This window comes from Bradyrhizobium japonicum USDA 6 (genome assembly GCF_000284375.1).
GTDB classification, from domain to species: domain Bacteria; phylum Pseudomonadota; class Alphaproteobacteria; order Rhizobiales; family Xanthobacteraceae; genus Bradyrhizobium; species Bradyrhizobium japonicum.
The window spans coordinates 8,486,769-8,501,219 of record NC_017249.1 but is presented as its reverse complement, the minus strand read 5'-3'; the positions used below and the strand labels follow the sequence as shown (position 1 = coordinate 8,501,219).

Sequence of the window (14,451 nt, the reverse complement as noted above, 5' to 3'; positions counted from 1 at the left end):
TTCGCCTTGGCACGGCCGCGCGGTACGCTGCCGTTGCGGGGGCGAACAGCTAATGAGCGTGCCGATACCTGACTGGGTTTCGTTCGATGCTGTCCAAACGGCAGGCCTCGACTTGCTCGGGCTTCGCGCCCCGGTACAAGCGATCGGCAACGATTTGTTCGACGGTGTCACAACTGTGACCCCCAAACTACGATACATGTCCTTAATTTCTTGGATGATCTGGCGCTACGCCCAGGCGCGACTTCCCGAAAAGAGATCGTCGTTCGTCGAATTTGCTGCAGCGCAAGAAGCAGCCTTTGTGATGGCGAACCGAATGATCCGACGGGACGTAAATAACCTGGTCGGCGTCGAGGCGGCCGACGAGGCGCTGGACTCGGGAAAAAAGACACTGCCTTTGAGAAAGCTCACGCAGAACATCGCACTCAACGCCTACATCGCATCGAGCCGGCAATTGAAGCTTACGGGCCAAGCGGCGCATGGGCTCAACAAACTTAGTGAAGAACGTGGGGCTGTGCTCGCAAAAGAATTCGACAAGGTACTGCACGATACCGTTTACGGCGCGCGTCTCGCGAAGAAGCCGAGCACCGATCGGATTTCGCGCGGGGAACTCGAAGAACTTGCTGAGCCCATGTCGATCGTATCGATACCTCGCGGGGAGCGTGAGGTCCTGATCGACGTTCTTATGCCGCGAAATCCTACGGACGCTGCGGAACGGCGACGGTTGCGGCATTACACGCTAATGCTCTGGCTTACCGAAGCGAACGAGCGTCCGATCGAGGAGGCGGATATCTTCGAGGCGGCACAACAACCGCCTGAGGGGCTCCCCGCTTGCCTTGAATCGAGCACGGACGGCTTCCTCGCTTACGTCGCGCGGGACTGCCTCGCGATCTGTCACGAATACGTGTTCGCGGCCGTTATGCGTGCGGTCGACGCCGTTTGGCGCGCGCGCTCCGCACCAGCGCTATCCAGCGAAGTCGTCGCCAGTCTCAGCGCGGCCGCCCCGGAGAAAGACGAGGCGTTAGGTCATTTTCGTATCCTAGGCAAAGGCGAGACCGCAGAGGGATTGTCGTTTCGTACCGTCTATGAACGCGTTCAAGAATATTGTCGCAAGGGCCGGGTGGAGGCAGGTGGGGTAGCACGTTGGGCGGGCGGTCTGTCCGAAACTGCGCTTTACAAGCACGCCCAATCTTCGGGTGATGCTGCTGTCGCCCTATTGCCGGTTGCCTGGTGTCTCGCGTCCGCACGAGCTCCGCTGGAGGACGCTGCTGTAGCGCGTCGGAGCGTGCTCTTGGACAGCGGGGGGCCTTTTCAAATCGGAATCAACGCGGTCATTCGCCCGAAGATCGATGAATTTCTCGAAGACGATCGCAGCTACCGAGACGTGATGGCCGAACTCGTCATGCGGACCGTTCAGCAACATCTTCGCGTCGCCTGGAAACGCTTTTCGGTGCCGCGTGGGAAAGACGTGTCGGTGCTTATAGCGGACACCGAGGCATGGTCGCGCAACAACGGCTTTAATCCTGGCCGCACGGGTTCTCGCCTCCCGATGGCAATCGATTGGCTCAAGCAACTCGATCTCACCGACAAGCGCGGCTTGACGAAGTCCGGAGCGCGCATGTTAAAACGCTCCCTCGATACGCTTGGGCGGCCATGATCAGCGCGCGCGAATTCTGCCAAGAGCCCGGGTATCCCATCGCCATATTTCTTACCTATGCATTCGATCCTCTCTTCTTCGAGCGCATTCCGCTCGACGACCTTGCCGTAGGCGGCTCCCGTCGCATTCTGATCCTGGGCGATGCGGGCCAGATCGGTGACGCTATCAAACGCTGCGCAGGCCAGATATTCCATCTCGGACGAAGGTACACGCTGGCCGAGGCGAAGCCTTCAAACCTCTTCCATCCGAAGCTGATCGCTCGCCTCTCAGCGGAGGGCGGCAAAGTATGGATCGGCTCCGGCAATCTTACTTATACGGGTTGGGGTGGAAACCACGAACTTGCCACAGCATGGCGGATCGGCCCCGGCACGGAAGACAACGGGACGTGGGTCTCCGCCATTCTGCGATCGGTCGGCACCGTGACCGGCTCGGAATCCTTCCGCTCGCAAATAGAGACCGTTCATGCGTCGGCTCCATGGCTGAACAGGATGGAGGATGACCCAACGTTAGGCCCCGTTCTTCTCGGCATGCCCGGCCGCCCCCTCGCGCCTCAATTGGCGCGTCGCTGGGAAGGCCGTCGCTTCACGACGCTTAAGATGTACACTGGCTCGACGGACGTCGACGGCGCATTCCTTCGGTGGGCACACGATACGTTTGGCGTAAGGAAGGCGGTGATCTGCCTAAGCCCATCTTTCGCTTCGTTCGATGTAAAGCAGTTGGCAAAGCTTCCCCTGCAAATTCGGTTCGTCGAGCGTGATCCCAAGCGCCGGGTGCACGCAAAATTCTGCTGGTTCTCGGGACCCGACGGCAATGCCGCGGTTATGGGCTCGGCGAACTGCTCTGCTGCGGCATGGCTTGCGAACCACGCCAACGGGAACATCGAACTCGTCACGGTGTATGATGCGGCGGAACGTGCCGCGTTCGCGCCGATCCTCACCGACTTCGATGGTGAAGAGCGCTTGCCCAAGGATGTTCTCACCGCCCCCGTCAAACCGGAGGAAGTGCCTGGCAATACAGGAGCCGGTCCAGCTTATCGCCTGACGAGCCTGAGGCTCAGGGCTTCCGGACGCGCGATTGAGGCTCTCGTTGAGCCTGTCCCGGATGGCGATGACGCGATATTGACCTTCGAGTTAAATCGGCAAGTGGTTCGCGTTGCGATGAAGCGGTCCGGTACGCGATACTCGGGGCGTCTTCCGGATGAGACGTCATTGGGCCCAGAGCCCGTCTTTGCAACGATGCAAATCCGGTCAGGCTCGACGGTCGCGGCGACGCTGCCGCGCTGGATCGACAACGAGCGAGCCATTGAAAATGCCGCGCGTGGCCGCCAGGTCGATCCCAATCATCAAGTGTTCTCCGGGCGAGGCTTCGCGGGTGCAAGCGAGCAGCGCATCATGGAGGCGATCTATGCTGTCTCCACGAGTCTCCTCAACTTCGAGACGCCCGACTTGTCGAGCTTGCCGTTGGAACGACAGGGACCCACCAAGCCGGATACCGGCGCGGATGACGAGAGCGAACCGGCCGGATCGGTCGATCCGTCGAAGTTGACCTATCGGTTGAGCGACGAGGCCAGGAAGAGCGAAGCGCATCCGCCTGGCCAGAACGACATGCACGGCGTTTCGCTCAGCGGTATCATGAAGTTTCTCTTCACTTCAGATGACGAGCCGGAAATAGATCTATCCCAGGAGAGATGGAGTGCTGACGAACCCGAGAAATATGAGGCCAACGGCGAAACGAAAAACAATCCCGGAAAGACACCGCCGCCGCCTCCGCCCGCAACTCGGAGGAGCGATGCAGAGGCGCTTGCAACTTTGCGCAACCAAATTGACAGCTTCTTATCCGGGCTTGCTAAGCCTCGTTTTGCCGAGGCGTGTCCGCCTGCCACCCTCGCACAGGCGATCGTTTTTCCTATTCTGCTCTGCATCAAAGGAAACGAAGAAGGATGGTTTTCGGACGACGCACTCGCGTCCGTCGCGTGCCGCGTCGTTCAGATTGTATTGGTCAAGCCCTATGGCCGCGAGAAGCCAAAAGGATTGTTCCGGCAGGTGCAGGCCCGTTACGCGGCGGAGGGCAAGCGGCCCGAGTTTCTCAAGGCGATCGGCGACGGTGCCTTGTATACCATCTTGCTTGCCGCGCTCGCCAAGCCAGAGGCGCAATCACTCGGCGCGCTTATCCAGCAGGCAGATGCAATCTTCCACGTGTTAGAATGCCCTGACCTTCTCGCTGTGTCTCATCCCGATCAACGGTCCACACTGACGCAGAAACTCATCATCCGAGACGCCGGATTCGCGATAAACGAGCGCGCGGCAGGGCTGGCAAAGGCGATGAAGAAGCTTTCGATGATCATGCAGCAATGGGACCGTGTTCATCCGGGACGCGCCGGCCGAAGCACCATGCAACGAGCTGGGTCAGTGTTATGGTCGGCTCACGGATGGGAAGTGACGCCTCGGTCCCCCGCCGAGACCTACTGCAGCGGCGTCAATCTTGAGGCAGCTGGCGTGGAAAATCTCGAAATCAGGGATGCTCTCGACGAACTTTGGCGAGCGATGCAGATGGGCCGGAGTTCAACCGAGGCAGAGCGAGAGCAATCTGCTGCGAACATTGCGTCCCAAGCCTCCTTACCGGGCCAGAACGAGTCGGCTTTGTGCATCTGACGTACCTGGTCATCGCTTCATGTCGCACATGACCGTCTGGCCACTAAGCTCGAAGTCAGCGACTCCCTTGGTGGCAGTGCAGAAGTCGAACCCAACACCGTCCTTCTCGGCGTGCCAACCGGCTTTGCCGCAGTCGGTCTCCTTGATGTTGTAGACGGTCCCCTTCCAGGTCAGGGTGTTCTTCGCGTCGTCGACCGTCAGCGGATACGTCTTCCCGCGGTCCTTGCAAACGTAGTTGAAGGTCGATGCGTGCGCCTGGTTGATGCCGAGGGCGAGAGTGATCAACAGCAGTTTCTTCATCTTACGTCCTTTCACTTGCAGAACTCGCGGGCTTCGTCTGGGTTGGCGATCAATACCTCCCGCATCTTCTTTTTGAAGATCATGTACCAGTTCACGACCACCTCGGCAGGGGCTTCAACGGTAGCGGTCCTCAGGTACATCTTCACCTCGTCGTCCATCTTTATGCTGCCACACATCTCTGTCCGAAGTTCAGTGCGGGCTGCAAGGTACATCTGGGTCGGCGCTGTGCTCATGCCCTTCTTCCAGAGATATTCCTTGATCGCATCTGTCTCCTTGTCGAGGGTTGGCGTCTTCTCTGCCACTGCGACATTTGGAACGGCGCAACAGATCAGCGCCAGCAGGATCAACTTCTTCATCCGTTCAACATTCCCTCCAACTCAACTGCTGGCCCATGATTAAGCCTGCCAAATCCTCATTAGTCTTTCCTCCAGGGGTTTTGCCTACCCGGGCCGCCGAACTGTTTATCCCAATGCCATGCATCCGAGGCGCGGCTTTCTGCGACTGCGAGCGCATGCTTTACCTTCGCATAGATGGCTTTCTCCTCGGCCGAGAAGGACTGGTAGGTTTCCTCCCTTGCTAGATCCTTGGCCCGTGACAGATCCTCCGCATCTCGCTCCCTCTGCCTCTCTTCCTCGGTCATTTTGGAGAGGCGCTCGTTGTCGCGGGCGATCTCTCTACGTGCTCGGCCTGGATTGTTGTGACCCATCCTTCGTCTCCTGTTTGTGGTTCCACTTTTTTCAACGCTTCACTGTGCTGCATCGCGCTGAAGCCAGAGCCCCTTCGCCCCCCGCACTCTGCTCCTCGTTTTAGTATCCACATCATACCGCCCCTTAGTCGCGATTTTTTATCGTCAGGGCAAGCGTCTCGGGCTTAGAGTTTTCAATCTCTCCCGCGAAGCTCTCGATAGGCAAACACACGGCAGTCATGGACACCGAATTTACCCGGAAGGAGCTGTACGACTTGGTGTGGTCTCAACCGATGAGGACGGTGGCAGCGACTATCGGTATCTCGGACGTTGCGCTCGCTAAGCAATGCAAAAAAGCGGGTATCCCTGTGCCGACCCGGGGATATTGGGCGCGCAAACAAGCCGGAAAGCCGGCCCAAATCGCGTTGCCGCCTCGCTTCCCCGGTGCTTCCGATAGGGTTGGTGGACCGCCACGCAACGATTATTGGGGCGCGGATTGGCCGGAAAGATTCAAGGACGTTACGATCCCTTCTGTTCCGACCTTCGATGAGGACATGTGTTCAGTCGAAGAGCGTTCCAGAAAGTTGGTGGGGCAGGTCCGCTGCGGGCGCAAATTCGAGCCTGCACATCCGCTCGTAGCGAAGCTCCTGGCACATGATGAAGAACGACGTAAGGAATTTGCCAAGCAGCGCCACAGCTTGTACGCGCCAAAATACGACGCAGGAATGGCGCGGCGGCGCCTGCTGATCATAAACGCTCTCTTTTTGACAGCCGCTCGCATCGGGTGCCGACCTTTGATGAATACGTCGAAATACGTAGAAGAGCCCGGCGGCAAGAGAGATCTATGGATCACGATTGGCAAAGCCCACGTCTGGTTTACCATCGAGCCCACCAAATCGAAGAAAGGAGGCCAGAGCGAGCGCTTATGTCTAATTTTCGGCAGAGAGCGTGATCGCTCGAACACCGATAAATCCTGGGAAGATCGGGAAGGAAGCCAACTCGAAAATCAACTGACCGAGATCTTGGTGCAGATGCTGCTCAGTGCGGAGGCGTCTTACCGCCACGGTCTCGCCCGACATAGAGAATGGATCATTGAGCGAAAAGCTGAAGCCGAAGCTGAAATCAAGCGGCGGCTGGAGGAGGCCGAGCGCAAGGCACGCGAGCTTCAGCAGAAGTCGGAAAGGCAACGGATCGGACGTTTGCTTTCTCAGGCGAAGGCGCTCGACCGCGCCAATCAGATTCGAACCTATGTGGAATCGGCACGATTGCGGGTCGCTGAAACAGCAACGGGACAATCGGAATTCGAGAAATGGGCGAACTGGGCGCAACGGGAAGCGGATCGCATTGACCCAGTGAAGAACGGCACCATCGCAGCAGCCATCGAAGAGCATTTAGACACAAGCTGACGTCGTGTGCCGCGAGCGCGATAGTCTCTTCATGGTTGGCCCGAAAGAATCCACCCGGTCCACCAAGCGGTCCACGTTATTTTTCGCCATAAGCATAAGTGATTGATACCATTGGTGGGCCCGGCAGGACTCGAACCTGCAACCAGACCGTTATGAGCGGCCGGCTCTAACCATTGAGCTACAGGCCCCGCCGCTGAAAGGCGACCGCGCGGCGGCGCCGGGATCGTCTACAGGTTGGCCGGCATTCCGGCAATCCCATATCGCTTCAAGCGAAATAGGGACTAGCTCGCAGTCGGCATTCAGCTTTGCAGGTCAAAGCTCGCGAGCCGCCGACCGGTCGAGGATCCTGATCCCGCGTTGCGTATTGTCGCCGTCGGACGCAGAATTCCTGAATCGAAAGCCCGAAAACAAAGAACTTCGACTTTGGCTCTACCGCGGCGAGCCGAAACAGTAGCGCGCGCTCAATCGGTCAGGGAACAGGCGCTCGTAGGCGGCAACACACGAGGTGCAACCCTGCGATGGCGCTTGAATTCGGCGTCCGGGAGCTCGTTTTTGTAGCGCATTCGTGTCCACGCGACTCTGAGTTGGTCGCTGCGTCGGTCCGTCGATGTGATGCAAACCAGATAGATGGGGCTTCTCAGTCACGGAGTTTATCGTTCCGCGCCATGAGGCATTCCCAACAGAAATTAATTATCTGGCGGCACGAATTGAAACAGGCATTCTTATTTTTCCTCCGCGGTTGACGCTGGTCGGCTACTCTACAATGTTGGAGTGCCATGACGCGTTCATGGCTACCGAAAATTGAGAAGAGTGCGATGCCGTTTTTGACCTTCCGGTGCACCTCTACACGAACCGCATGTGCCGCGTGATGACGTCAGTGCTTGAACGTGAGCTTCACCTTGGCTTGAACCTGCATGGCGCTGGGGGACATACCGCAGCGTGGCGGTGGCCCGGAAATTCTCCCGGCGCATTTTACGATATTGAGCATTACGTACGAGCCGCGAAGCACGCCGAGCGTGGAAAGCTCGACGCGGTTTTCCTCGCCGACACGCCAGCGCTCGATCCAGCAATCGACAAACACCCGCCGCTCAACGGCATCGAGCCGACGATTACACTTGCCAGCATTGCCCGAGAAACAAAATTTGTCGGCCTGATCGGCTCGGCATCCACCACCTACAACGAGCCATATAACCTCGCGCGCCGATTCCAGTCGCTTGACGTTGTCAGTGGCGGCCGTGCGGCCTGGAACGCAGTTACGACGTCCAATGTCTATACGGCCAGGAGCTTTGGCGGCGACGAGCTGTCACGTGATGACCGCTATCGCCGCGCCGAAGAATTTGTGGAGGCGGTGCGAACCCTTTGGCATGGCTGGGGAGAAGGCGCTATTATCCTGGATCAGGCCGCGGGGCGGTTTGGTGATCCGAGCAGGCTGCGGACGACGAGGCATGCCGGCGAGTTCTTCGACATCAGCGGGCCACTGACACATCCCGGCTCAAGACAGGGGCAGCCGGTTATTTTCCAGGCCGGCGGATCGGATCAAGGGCTTCAGTTCGCGGCCCGAAGCGCCGATGCCGTGTTCTCATCGACAGGCGATTTGGAAATCGCCCTGCGCGAGGCCGATCGCCTCAGGTCGTTTGCTTCTCAACATGGACGACGGGCGCCCCTTGTGCTGCCGGGTATCGTCACGTTCGTCGGCGGAACCGAAGAGGAAGCAATCAAGCGCAAGGCGGAGCTTGACGATCTAATCAACTTTGACGTTGCCCTTGATGCGCTGGCCAGTCGTTTCGGCTTTCCTGCCGAAAGGCTGAAGATCAACGAGCCAATCGACCTCAGCTTACTGCCGGGACATGCGGACGCTGCTTTTTCCATTGGCCAGCATCGCACTGTGGAAGCTCTCGTGCGCTCCGGCAAAACAGTCCGCCAGATCATCGTAGAGGCGCCTGCTTACGGGCACCGAGTGCTGGTCGGATCGCCGGAACAGATTGCCGCATGCTTCGAAGAGTGGTTCCGGGCTGGCGCAATCGACGGGTTCAACGTCATACCTGATGTTCTGTCCGACGGTACGCCTGCGTTCGTCGATCACGTTGTTCCCGTTCTTCAGCGGCGCGGCTTGTTCCGCTCGGATTATCGCGGCGAAACGCTGCGCGAGCACCTCGGCATCCCACTGCAGGGCGAGCGCACCGACCAGGTCTCCGCCGCCTGAGTGCTTCTCCTTTATCACATTCGGAGCTTATCATGTCCAAGCCGGCTGCCGCTCATGCGGCGTTTCTTCTCAAAAGTCTGAATCGTCGTGTGAAGTCTCGCGCCGCAGTCATCGCCATCGCGATGTCTGGCCTTTCGATTGCGGATCCGGTGCACGCGGAGGGCGCTTCGGCTGGCAAGCCGCAATCGGGTGGGACTATCCGGTACGGACACTTCCAGGAGCCGCCGTGCCTCTATGGTGGTTGGGTGCAGCAGTGGTACCTTCAGCGTCAATTCAGCGACAATCTGGTCGCCAGGGCTGAAGACGGAAGGATCCTGCCTTGGCTTGCGACCGCCTGGACCATCTCGGATGACCGCAAAACTTACACCTTCCAGATCAAGCCCGATGTCAAATTCACGGACGGGACGTCTCTGGACGCCCAGGCGGTCGTCGATAATATCAATGGATGGCTGAGCGACAGTCCGGAGCTCGAGAACCCCACAGCCGGTCCTTATCTCAGGGGCATCTTCGAGTCCGCGGCGGTTGCCGACCCGCTGACGTTCAAAATCACGTTGAAGACGCCGTTCGAGCCGCTGCTGAATGTCTTTGCGCAGTCCTCGCAAGGCATCTTGTCGCCGACGGCGCTTAAGCGTGGCAAGGCCGTGAACTGCGAAAGCCCAGTTGGTTCGGGTCCGTTCATCGTAGAGAAATGGAACCGCGGCAGGAACGTCATATTCCGTCGAAACCCAAACTATAATTCGGCGCCGGCCACTGCCAAGCATCAAGGCCCAGCCTATGTCGAAGGAATTGAGTGGCGTTTTCTCGCTGACCCCACGATACGCTACGGCTCACTTCTGACCGGCGAATCCGACGTTGTCTATCATATCCCTGCCGTCAACTGGCAGGATGCCAATTCCCGGTTCAAGATCGTGCGCCACCTCACGGGTGGAACGCCGCTTCGGCTTGCGTTGTTCTCCGAGAGACCGCCGTTCGACGACGTGCGTGTCCGGCAGGCTTTTGCTTACGCCTCGGACCGACGTGCTGCCGTGCAAGCGGCGTTTCTTGGCTCACTGCCCTATGAGGGCAATTTCGCTTTGAGCCAAAGCTCGCCGGAATATGTCAGCGAGCTCTCAAAATCCTATTCCTATGACATCGAGAAGGCGAACAAGCTGCTCGATGAGGCTGGCTGGGCGGAGCGCGATGCAAACGGCATTCGCAGCAAGAACGGCAAAGCGCTGATCATACGCATCACCTACACCAATGCCTTTTCGCCTCCCGACGGCGATCAGGTCCTGCAGATCATCCAGCAGCAAGCGAAGGCCGCAGGGTTCGACGTGCGGCTCCAGCCGACCAACCAGGCTGATTTCTGGGCAGGAAAGAATCTTGGTCCAAATGACTATGAGGTCGTTCCACTGTATTGGGTTGCGCCTGGCGCCGAGATCTATCGTATTTCGTACAAGCCTGACCTGAATGGTGTCCGCAATCCCTTCAATCCATCCCGCTATCAGGATCTGCCCCTGTGGGACATCATTCAGAAGGCTGAACAGGCTGGTGACAAGGCGCAACGCACCGCGCTTTATCAGCAGGCGGAACGGCGGATTATCGAGAACGCGCCGTCCCTGAGCTACACGGTTTTGGACGTCACCCTCGCTTTAGCCGATAATGTGAAAGACATCTGGCTCGACAGCGGGTCGGTGGGCGAGCCCGTTTTCTCGGACGCATATTTCACCGACAAGAAATGAATGCGGTGAAGACGATAGGCCATCAAAGCCTTTGGCTAGCGCGCCGGCTCTTGTCCGGCCTGATCGTGGTTTGGGCCGCGGCGACATTCACCTTCTTTGTGCAGTTTCTGATGCCCGGGGAACGCGCCCAGATCATCTTCAATGCAAATAGCGGAAACGTGGGAGAGATTCCTCGGGACCAGCTACTCGCCATCAATGCCAAATATGGCTTCGATCAACCCGTCTTCGTGCAATACGGAAAGTATGTAAGGGATGTGATGCACGGAGACCTTGGGCAGTCCTACGTCCAATATCAACCTGTCACAGACCTGATTGCGCGCCAGATCGGACCAACGATTGCGCTCGCTTTTGCCGCCATGTTGACCGCCTGGATCATCACCATCACGACCACGGTTCTTTTCGCCGGGCGTAACAACATATGGTCCAAGGCGCTAGGCGGGTTTCAGGTCTTCCTGGCAACCCTGCCGCCCTATTGGCTGGCGACAATCCTGCTGGTCGTTTTCGCGATCCAGCTTCGCTTGTTTCCTGTCGTGGGCGGCAACACCCTCATGGGCCTCGTTCTGCCTACGATGGCCCTGGCCTTGGAAATCTACGGCTTCCTTGGTCAAGCGGTCTTGAGCGGATTCACGCGGGTTCTTGATCAGCCTTTCATCACCTCATCGAGAATGCGCGGCACAGGTGATCTCAGCCTCCGTCTACGTCACGCTTTGCGCCATGCGGCCTTGCCGGGGATCACCCTTTCCGGCTGGATCATAGGCAAGCTGCTGTCGGGCGCCGTATTGATTGAAGCGGTCTTCGGCCGTCAGGGGCTCGGCGGCGTCCTTGTCGCAGCATCGTCCACACGCGATGTCCCGGTCGTGTCAGGGGTGATCCTGGTTTCAGCTGCGCTGTTTGTCGCCGCCAGCTTGATCGTGGATCTCACGATACAACTCGTCGACTCGAGGATGAAAGAGGCATGAGTTTCGCCAATGGCTCCCCGGGACATACAAAAGCGTTCATCACTGCAAGAGTGCTGACGGGCGCCCGTATGTTTCCGGTTCCGGTCTATATCGCGACTGTCTTCACGGCCTTCTTCCTCATCGCGGCGATTGCGCCGAAACTGCTTCAGACGCATGATCCGTTGGCGCTGAGCTTGATGTCACCTCTCAGGGCCCCTTCATTGACGCATTGGCTGGGGACGGACCAGTCCGGACGGGATCTCTATTCCCGCATCGTGGCGGGGACAGGTCAGTCTCTCTCCATTGGGCTGGGTGCGACTGCGCTCAGCCTTGCCATCGCGCTCATACTCGGCGTGACGGCGGGCCTGTCTGGCGGCTGGATCGACAACGTGCTCAGCCGGCTCTTCGACGCCCTGTTCGCTCTCCCCACTCTGTTCCTTGCGCTTCTCTTCGTTTCGTTGTTGGGCACCTCGGTCTCGACACTGATTATCGCGGTCGGCCTTGGAACATCGCCAGGATATGCACGCATGGTGAGGGTGCAGGTTCTGAGGGTCAAAGCTACTGGTTATGTTGAGGCGGCAAAGGCGTTAGGCCACTCGCCCAGGGGCATCCTGTTCAAGCATATCCTCCCCAACGCAATCAGCCCGCTTGCGACAATGTTCACGCTCGGTATCGGGCAAGCCATCATTTGGGCATCCGGCCTTTCGTTTCTCGGCTTGGGAGTTGCGCCCCCGTCATCGGAATGGGGCGCACTGCTCAATGCCGGGCGCAACTACGTAATCTATGCATGGTGGCTCGAGGTCATGCCCGGGATCGCCATCGCTACCTTCGCGCTCTCAGTGACTGTCATCGGCCAGTACGTGCAGCAACGCCTGGAAGGAAGGATCGAGCTTCCATGAACGTGACCTATCCCGCAGCTTCCTTCCGGCAAAATGCCACAAAGCCCCCGGCTAGCGACCCGTTGCTCACCGTACAAAACCTCAACGTTTCCTTCGGGCCGGCGCATTCGCGGCGAGCTGTGGTCAAGGGGGTCTCTTTCAGGGTTGAGGAAGGCCGGTGCGTCGCGATCGTCGGTGAATCGGGATCAGGCAAAAGCGTTACGGCCCGGACGCTGGTTGGTCTGACCGGGGCGCGATCTCATGTCCAAGCTGACCGCCTGACTTTTCAGGGGAAGAATATCGATCGACTCGGTGACAGGGAATGGAGAGCCTTGCGCGGCAAGCGCATTGGCTTTGTGTTACAGGACGCGCTGGTGTCGCTCGATCCGCTGAGACCGGTTGGCAAGGAGATCGGTGAAGCACTAAGTGTTCACCGTGCAATCAGGACACGCGCAGACTTGACGGAACGGGTAGTTGAGCTTCTGAATCTCGTGGGCGTGCCCGAGCCGGCGGTCAAGGCGCGGCAGCTTCCACATGAGCTTTCAGGCGGGCAACGGCAAAGAGCCTTGATTGCGACGGCAATCGCACTCGATCCAGCTCTTTTGATCGCAGATGAGCCCACGACGGCGCTGGACGTTACGATCCAGGCGCAAATCCTGGATCTGCTCAGCGAAACCCGCCAACGCGGCAAGGCCATGATTCTCATCAGCCACAATCTTGCCGTGGTATCGCAGATGGCCGACGAGGTTATTGTGATGCGACACGGCGAAATCGTCGAGCATGGCTCATCAGAACAGATTTTTGGTGACCCGAGACATGATTACACGCGGGGCCTCCTCAAGGCGATCCCATCCGTCCGGTCACGCGGGAGCCGTCTTTCGTCCTCGACGGCGCCGCGCTTCATCTCGGCTGAAGGAGAGACCAGAGCGCTGACCCAGTCGAATATGGCACAGCGTTGTAGTCCCCTGCTTGAGGCGGAACGGCTCGTCAAGCGCTTTCGCGGACCGGATGGCAAGCTGCGTACCGTCGTCAATGACGTCTCGTTTCGCCTCGGCCATGGAGAGACGCTAGGCATCGTCGGCGAGTCAGGGTCTGGGAAGACGACCGTGGCACGCATGGCGCTCGCGCTCGAAAGGCCGGACCAAGGAGAGGTGACACTCGAGGGTTCGCCGTGGACTGCAGCGACTGAGAAAGAGCGCCGCCAGCGGCGATCGGATATCTCGGTCATCTACCAGGACCCACTAAGTTCATTCGATCCGCGTTGGACCATCGAGCGTGTCATTGATGATGCCTTGGCCAGACGTAGCGGAAATCCCCTCGACAGAGCCAGTCGACAATCGGAGGTCAGCGAGCTGCTTGATCTCGTGGGTCTGTCACCAAACTTCAGGACCGGGCGTCCACTGGAACTGTCGGGCGGTCAACGCCAACGGGTTGCGATCGCGCGCGCAATTGCTCCGCGCCCCAAGATCATCGTGTGTGACGAGCCGGTCGCGGCACTTGACGTATCCATTCAGGCGCAAATTCTCGATCTGCTTGGAGATCTCAAGTCGCATTTGCGTGTCAGCTATCTATTCATCTCGCATGATCTCGGCGTCGTGCACCACCTCAGCGACCGCGTTCTTGTCATGCACCATGGCGTGGCCGTCGAAGCCGGTGGAGCGGACGACGTATTTTTACGGCCTTGGCAACCCTATACGAGGAAGCTGGTCGCGGCCGTTCCACAATTGCACTTCCAGGCGGCATAAATTTCAGAGGCCAGCCGCACATGTCGGCTCAGCGGGAGGGTGACTGCGCGGGCCAGTGCTGTGGAAGGCAGGAATGTCGGGCCGTGTCCATGCAGCATCCGCGCTGGCTGAAACCCCGTCCCCCTGTTCGGACCATGCAAATGCCCGTCCTCGAAGGGCTCCACTGCGAGACGTCAATCCACAAGATGCGACGACCGATCAGCGCACCGGGTCAGGTGGGTCTGGCGTCGTTTGGGCGACTCACGTTACCCATCATTCCCGACCACATCA

At 58.8% G+C, this 14,451-nt stretch carries 11 protein-coding genes and 1 tRNA gene; 8 read left to right on the top strand and 4 right to left on the bottom strand.

The features are described 5' to 3' along the window. Positions 1 to 52 precede the first annotated feature (52 nt). Both BJ6T_RS39325 and BJ6T_RS39320 read left to right on the top strand, forming a co-directional pair. On the top strand, positions 53 to 1,654 hold the full coding sequence (locus BJ6T_RS39325; protein ID WP_028170328.1) for a hypothetical protein: 1,602 nt from the start codon (positions 53 to 55) through the stop codon (positions 1,652 to 1,654). Further along, positions 1,651 to 4,305 (top strand): phospholipase D family protein, encoded by a 2,655-nt coding sequence (locus BJ6T_RS39320; RefSeq protein ID WP_014498072.1) that lies wholly within the window; start codon positions 1,651 to 1,653, stop codon positions 4,303 to 4,305. Before BJ6T_RS39325 ends, BJ6T_RS39320 begins: the two co-directional genes overlap by 4 nt. Positions 4,306 to 4,314: 9 nt before the next feature. Here BJ6T_RS39320 and BJ6T_RS39315 read toward each other — a convergent pair whose 3' ends face one another. The 3 genes from BJ6T_RS39315 to BJ6T_RS39305 are packed head-to-tail and all read right to left on the bottom strand — an operon-like array spanning position 4,315 to position 5,311. Continuing rightward, positions 4,315 to 4,605 (bottom strand): hypothetical protein, encoded by a 291-nt coding sequence (locus BJ6T_RS39315; protein ID WP_014498071.1) that lies wholly within the window; start codon positions 4,603 to 4,605, stop codon positions 4,315 to 4,317. Between the two features lie 11 nt (positions 4,606 to 4,616). After that, positions 4,617 to 4,961: a hypothetical protein gene (locus BJ6T_RS39310; RefSeq protein ID WP_014498070.1), complete on the bottom strand. Its 345-nt coding sequence runs from the start codon at positions 4,959 to 4,961 to the stop codon at positions 4,617 to 4,619. Between the two features lie 59 nt (positions 4,962 to 5,020). After that, complete coding sequence (locus BJ6T_RS39305) at positions 5,021 to 5,311, bottom strand: hypothetical protein (protein WP_014498069.1); 291 nt, start codon at positions 5,309 to 5,311, stop codon at positions 5,021 to 5,023. Positions 5,312 to 5,529: 218 nt separating this feature from the next. Here BJ6T_RS39305 and BJ6T_RS39300 point away from each other — a divergent pair, with 218 nt between their 5' ends. Next, positions 5,530 to 6,696: a hypothetical protein gene (locus BJ6T_RS39300; RefSeq protein ID WP_014498068.1), complete on the top strand. Its 1,167-nt coding sequence runs from the start codon at positions 5,530 to 5,532 to the stop codon at positions 6,694 to 6,696. Between the two features lie 112 nt (positions 6,697 to 6,808). On the opposite strand, the gene BJ6T_RS39295 is transcribed toward BJ6T_RS39300, so the two are convergent. Then, positions 6,809 to 6,884 (bottom strand) — tRNA-Ile (locus BJ6T_RS39295). 647 nt (positions 6,885 to 7,531) lie between these two features. Here BJ6T_RS39295 and BJ6T_RS39290 point away from each other — a divergent pair. The 5 genes from BJ6T_RS39290 to BJ6T_RS39270 are packed head-to-tail and all read left to right on the top strand — an operon-like array spanning position 7,532 to position 14,181. After that, entirely contained in the window at positions 7,532 to 8,899 is a 1,368-nt protein-coding gene (locus tag BJ6T_RS39290; RefSeq protein WP_011084416.1) for an NtaA/DmoA family FMN-dependent monooxygenase, read from the top strand. 32 nt (positions 8,900 to 8,931) lie between these two features. Continuing rightward, the gene (locus tag BJ6T_RS39285) at positions 8,932 to 10,620 is read left to right on the top strand and encodes an ABC transporter substrate-binding protein (RefSeq protein WP_011084417.1); all 1,689 of its coding nucleotides are present in this window, start codon (positions 8,932 to 8,934) and stop codon (positions 10,618 to 10,620) included. After that, positions 10,617 to 11,579 (top strand): ABC transporter permease, encoded by a 963-nt coding sequence (locus BJ6T_RS39280; RefSeq protein ID WP_014498067.1) that lies wholly within the window; start codon positions 10,617 to 10,619, stop codon positions 11,577 to 11,579. Before BJ6T_RS39285 ends, BJ6T_RS39280 begins: the two co-directional genes overlap by 4 nt. After that, a complete protein-coding gene (locus BJ6T_RS39275; RefSeq protein WP_011084419.1) occupies positions 11,576 to 12,457 on the top strand; it encodes an ABC transporter permease in 882 nt (293 codons plus the stop codon). Before BJ6T_RS39280 ends, BJ6T_RS39275 begins: the two co-directional genes overlap by 4 nt. After that, positions 12,454 to 14,181: a dipeptide ABC transporter ATP-binding protein gene (locus tag BJ6T_RS39270; protein ID WP_014498066.1), complete on the top strand. Its 1,728-nt coding sequence runs from the start codon at positions 12,454 to 12,456 to the stop codon at positions 14,179 to 14,181. Before BJ6T_RS39275 ends, BJ6T_RS39270 begins: the two co-directional genes overlap by 4 nt. The last annotated feature ends 270 nt before the right edge of the window (positions 14,182 to 14,451 follow it).

What these genes read in the sequence shown, in the direction of transcription:
- BJ6T_RS39325 (WP_028170328.1), top strand. Translation starts at nt 53, where the DNA reads ATGAGCGTGCCGATACCTGACTGGGTTTCGTTCGATGCTGTCCAAACG.
- BJ6T_RS39320 (WP_014498072.1), top strand. Translation starts at nt 1,651, where the DNA reads ATGATCAGCGCGCGCGAATTCTGCCAAGAGCCCGGGTATCCCATCGCC.
- BJ6T_RS39315 (WP_014498071.1), bottom strand. Translation starts at nt 4,605, where the DNA reads ATGAAGAAACTGCTGTTGATCACTCTCGCCCTCGGCATCAACCAGGCG.
- BJ6T_RS39310 (WP_014498070.1), bottom strand. Translation starts at nt 4,961, where the DNA reads ATGAAGAAGTTGATCCTGCTGGCGCTGATCTGTTGCGCCGTTCCAAAT.
- BJ6T_RS39305 (WP_014498069.1), bottom strand. Translation starts at nt 5,311, where the DNA reads ATGGGTCACAACAATCCAGGCCGAGCACGTAGAGAGATCGCCCGCGAC.
- BJ6T_RS39300 (WP_014498068.1), top strand. Translation starts at nt 5,530, where the DNA reads ATGGACACCGAATTTACCCGGAAGGAGCTGTACGACTTGGTGTGGTCT.
- BJ6T_RS39285 (WP_011084417.1), top strand. Translation starts at nt 8,932, where the DNA reads ATGTCCAAGCCGGCTGCCGCTCATGCGGCGTTTCTTCTCAAAAGTCTG.
- BJ6T_RS39280 (WP_014498067.1), top strand. Translation starts at nt 10,617, where the DNA reads ATGAATGCGGTGAAGACGATAGGCCATCAAAGCCTTTGGCTAGCGCGC.
- BJ6T_RS39275 (WP_011084419.1), top strand. Translation starts at nt 11,576, where the DNA reads ATGAGTTTCGCCAATGGCTCCCCGGGACATACAAAAGCGTTCATCACT.
- BJ6T_RS39270 (WP_014498066.1), top strand. Translation starts at nt 12,454, where the DNA reads ATGAACGTGACCTATCCCGCAGCTTCCTTCCGGCAAAATGCCACAAAG.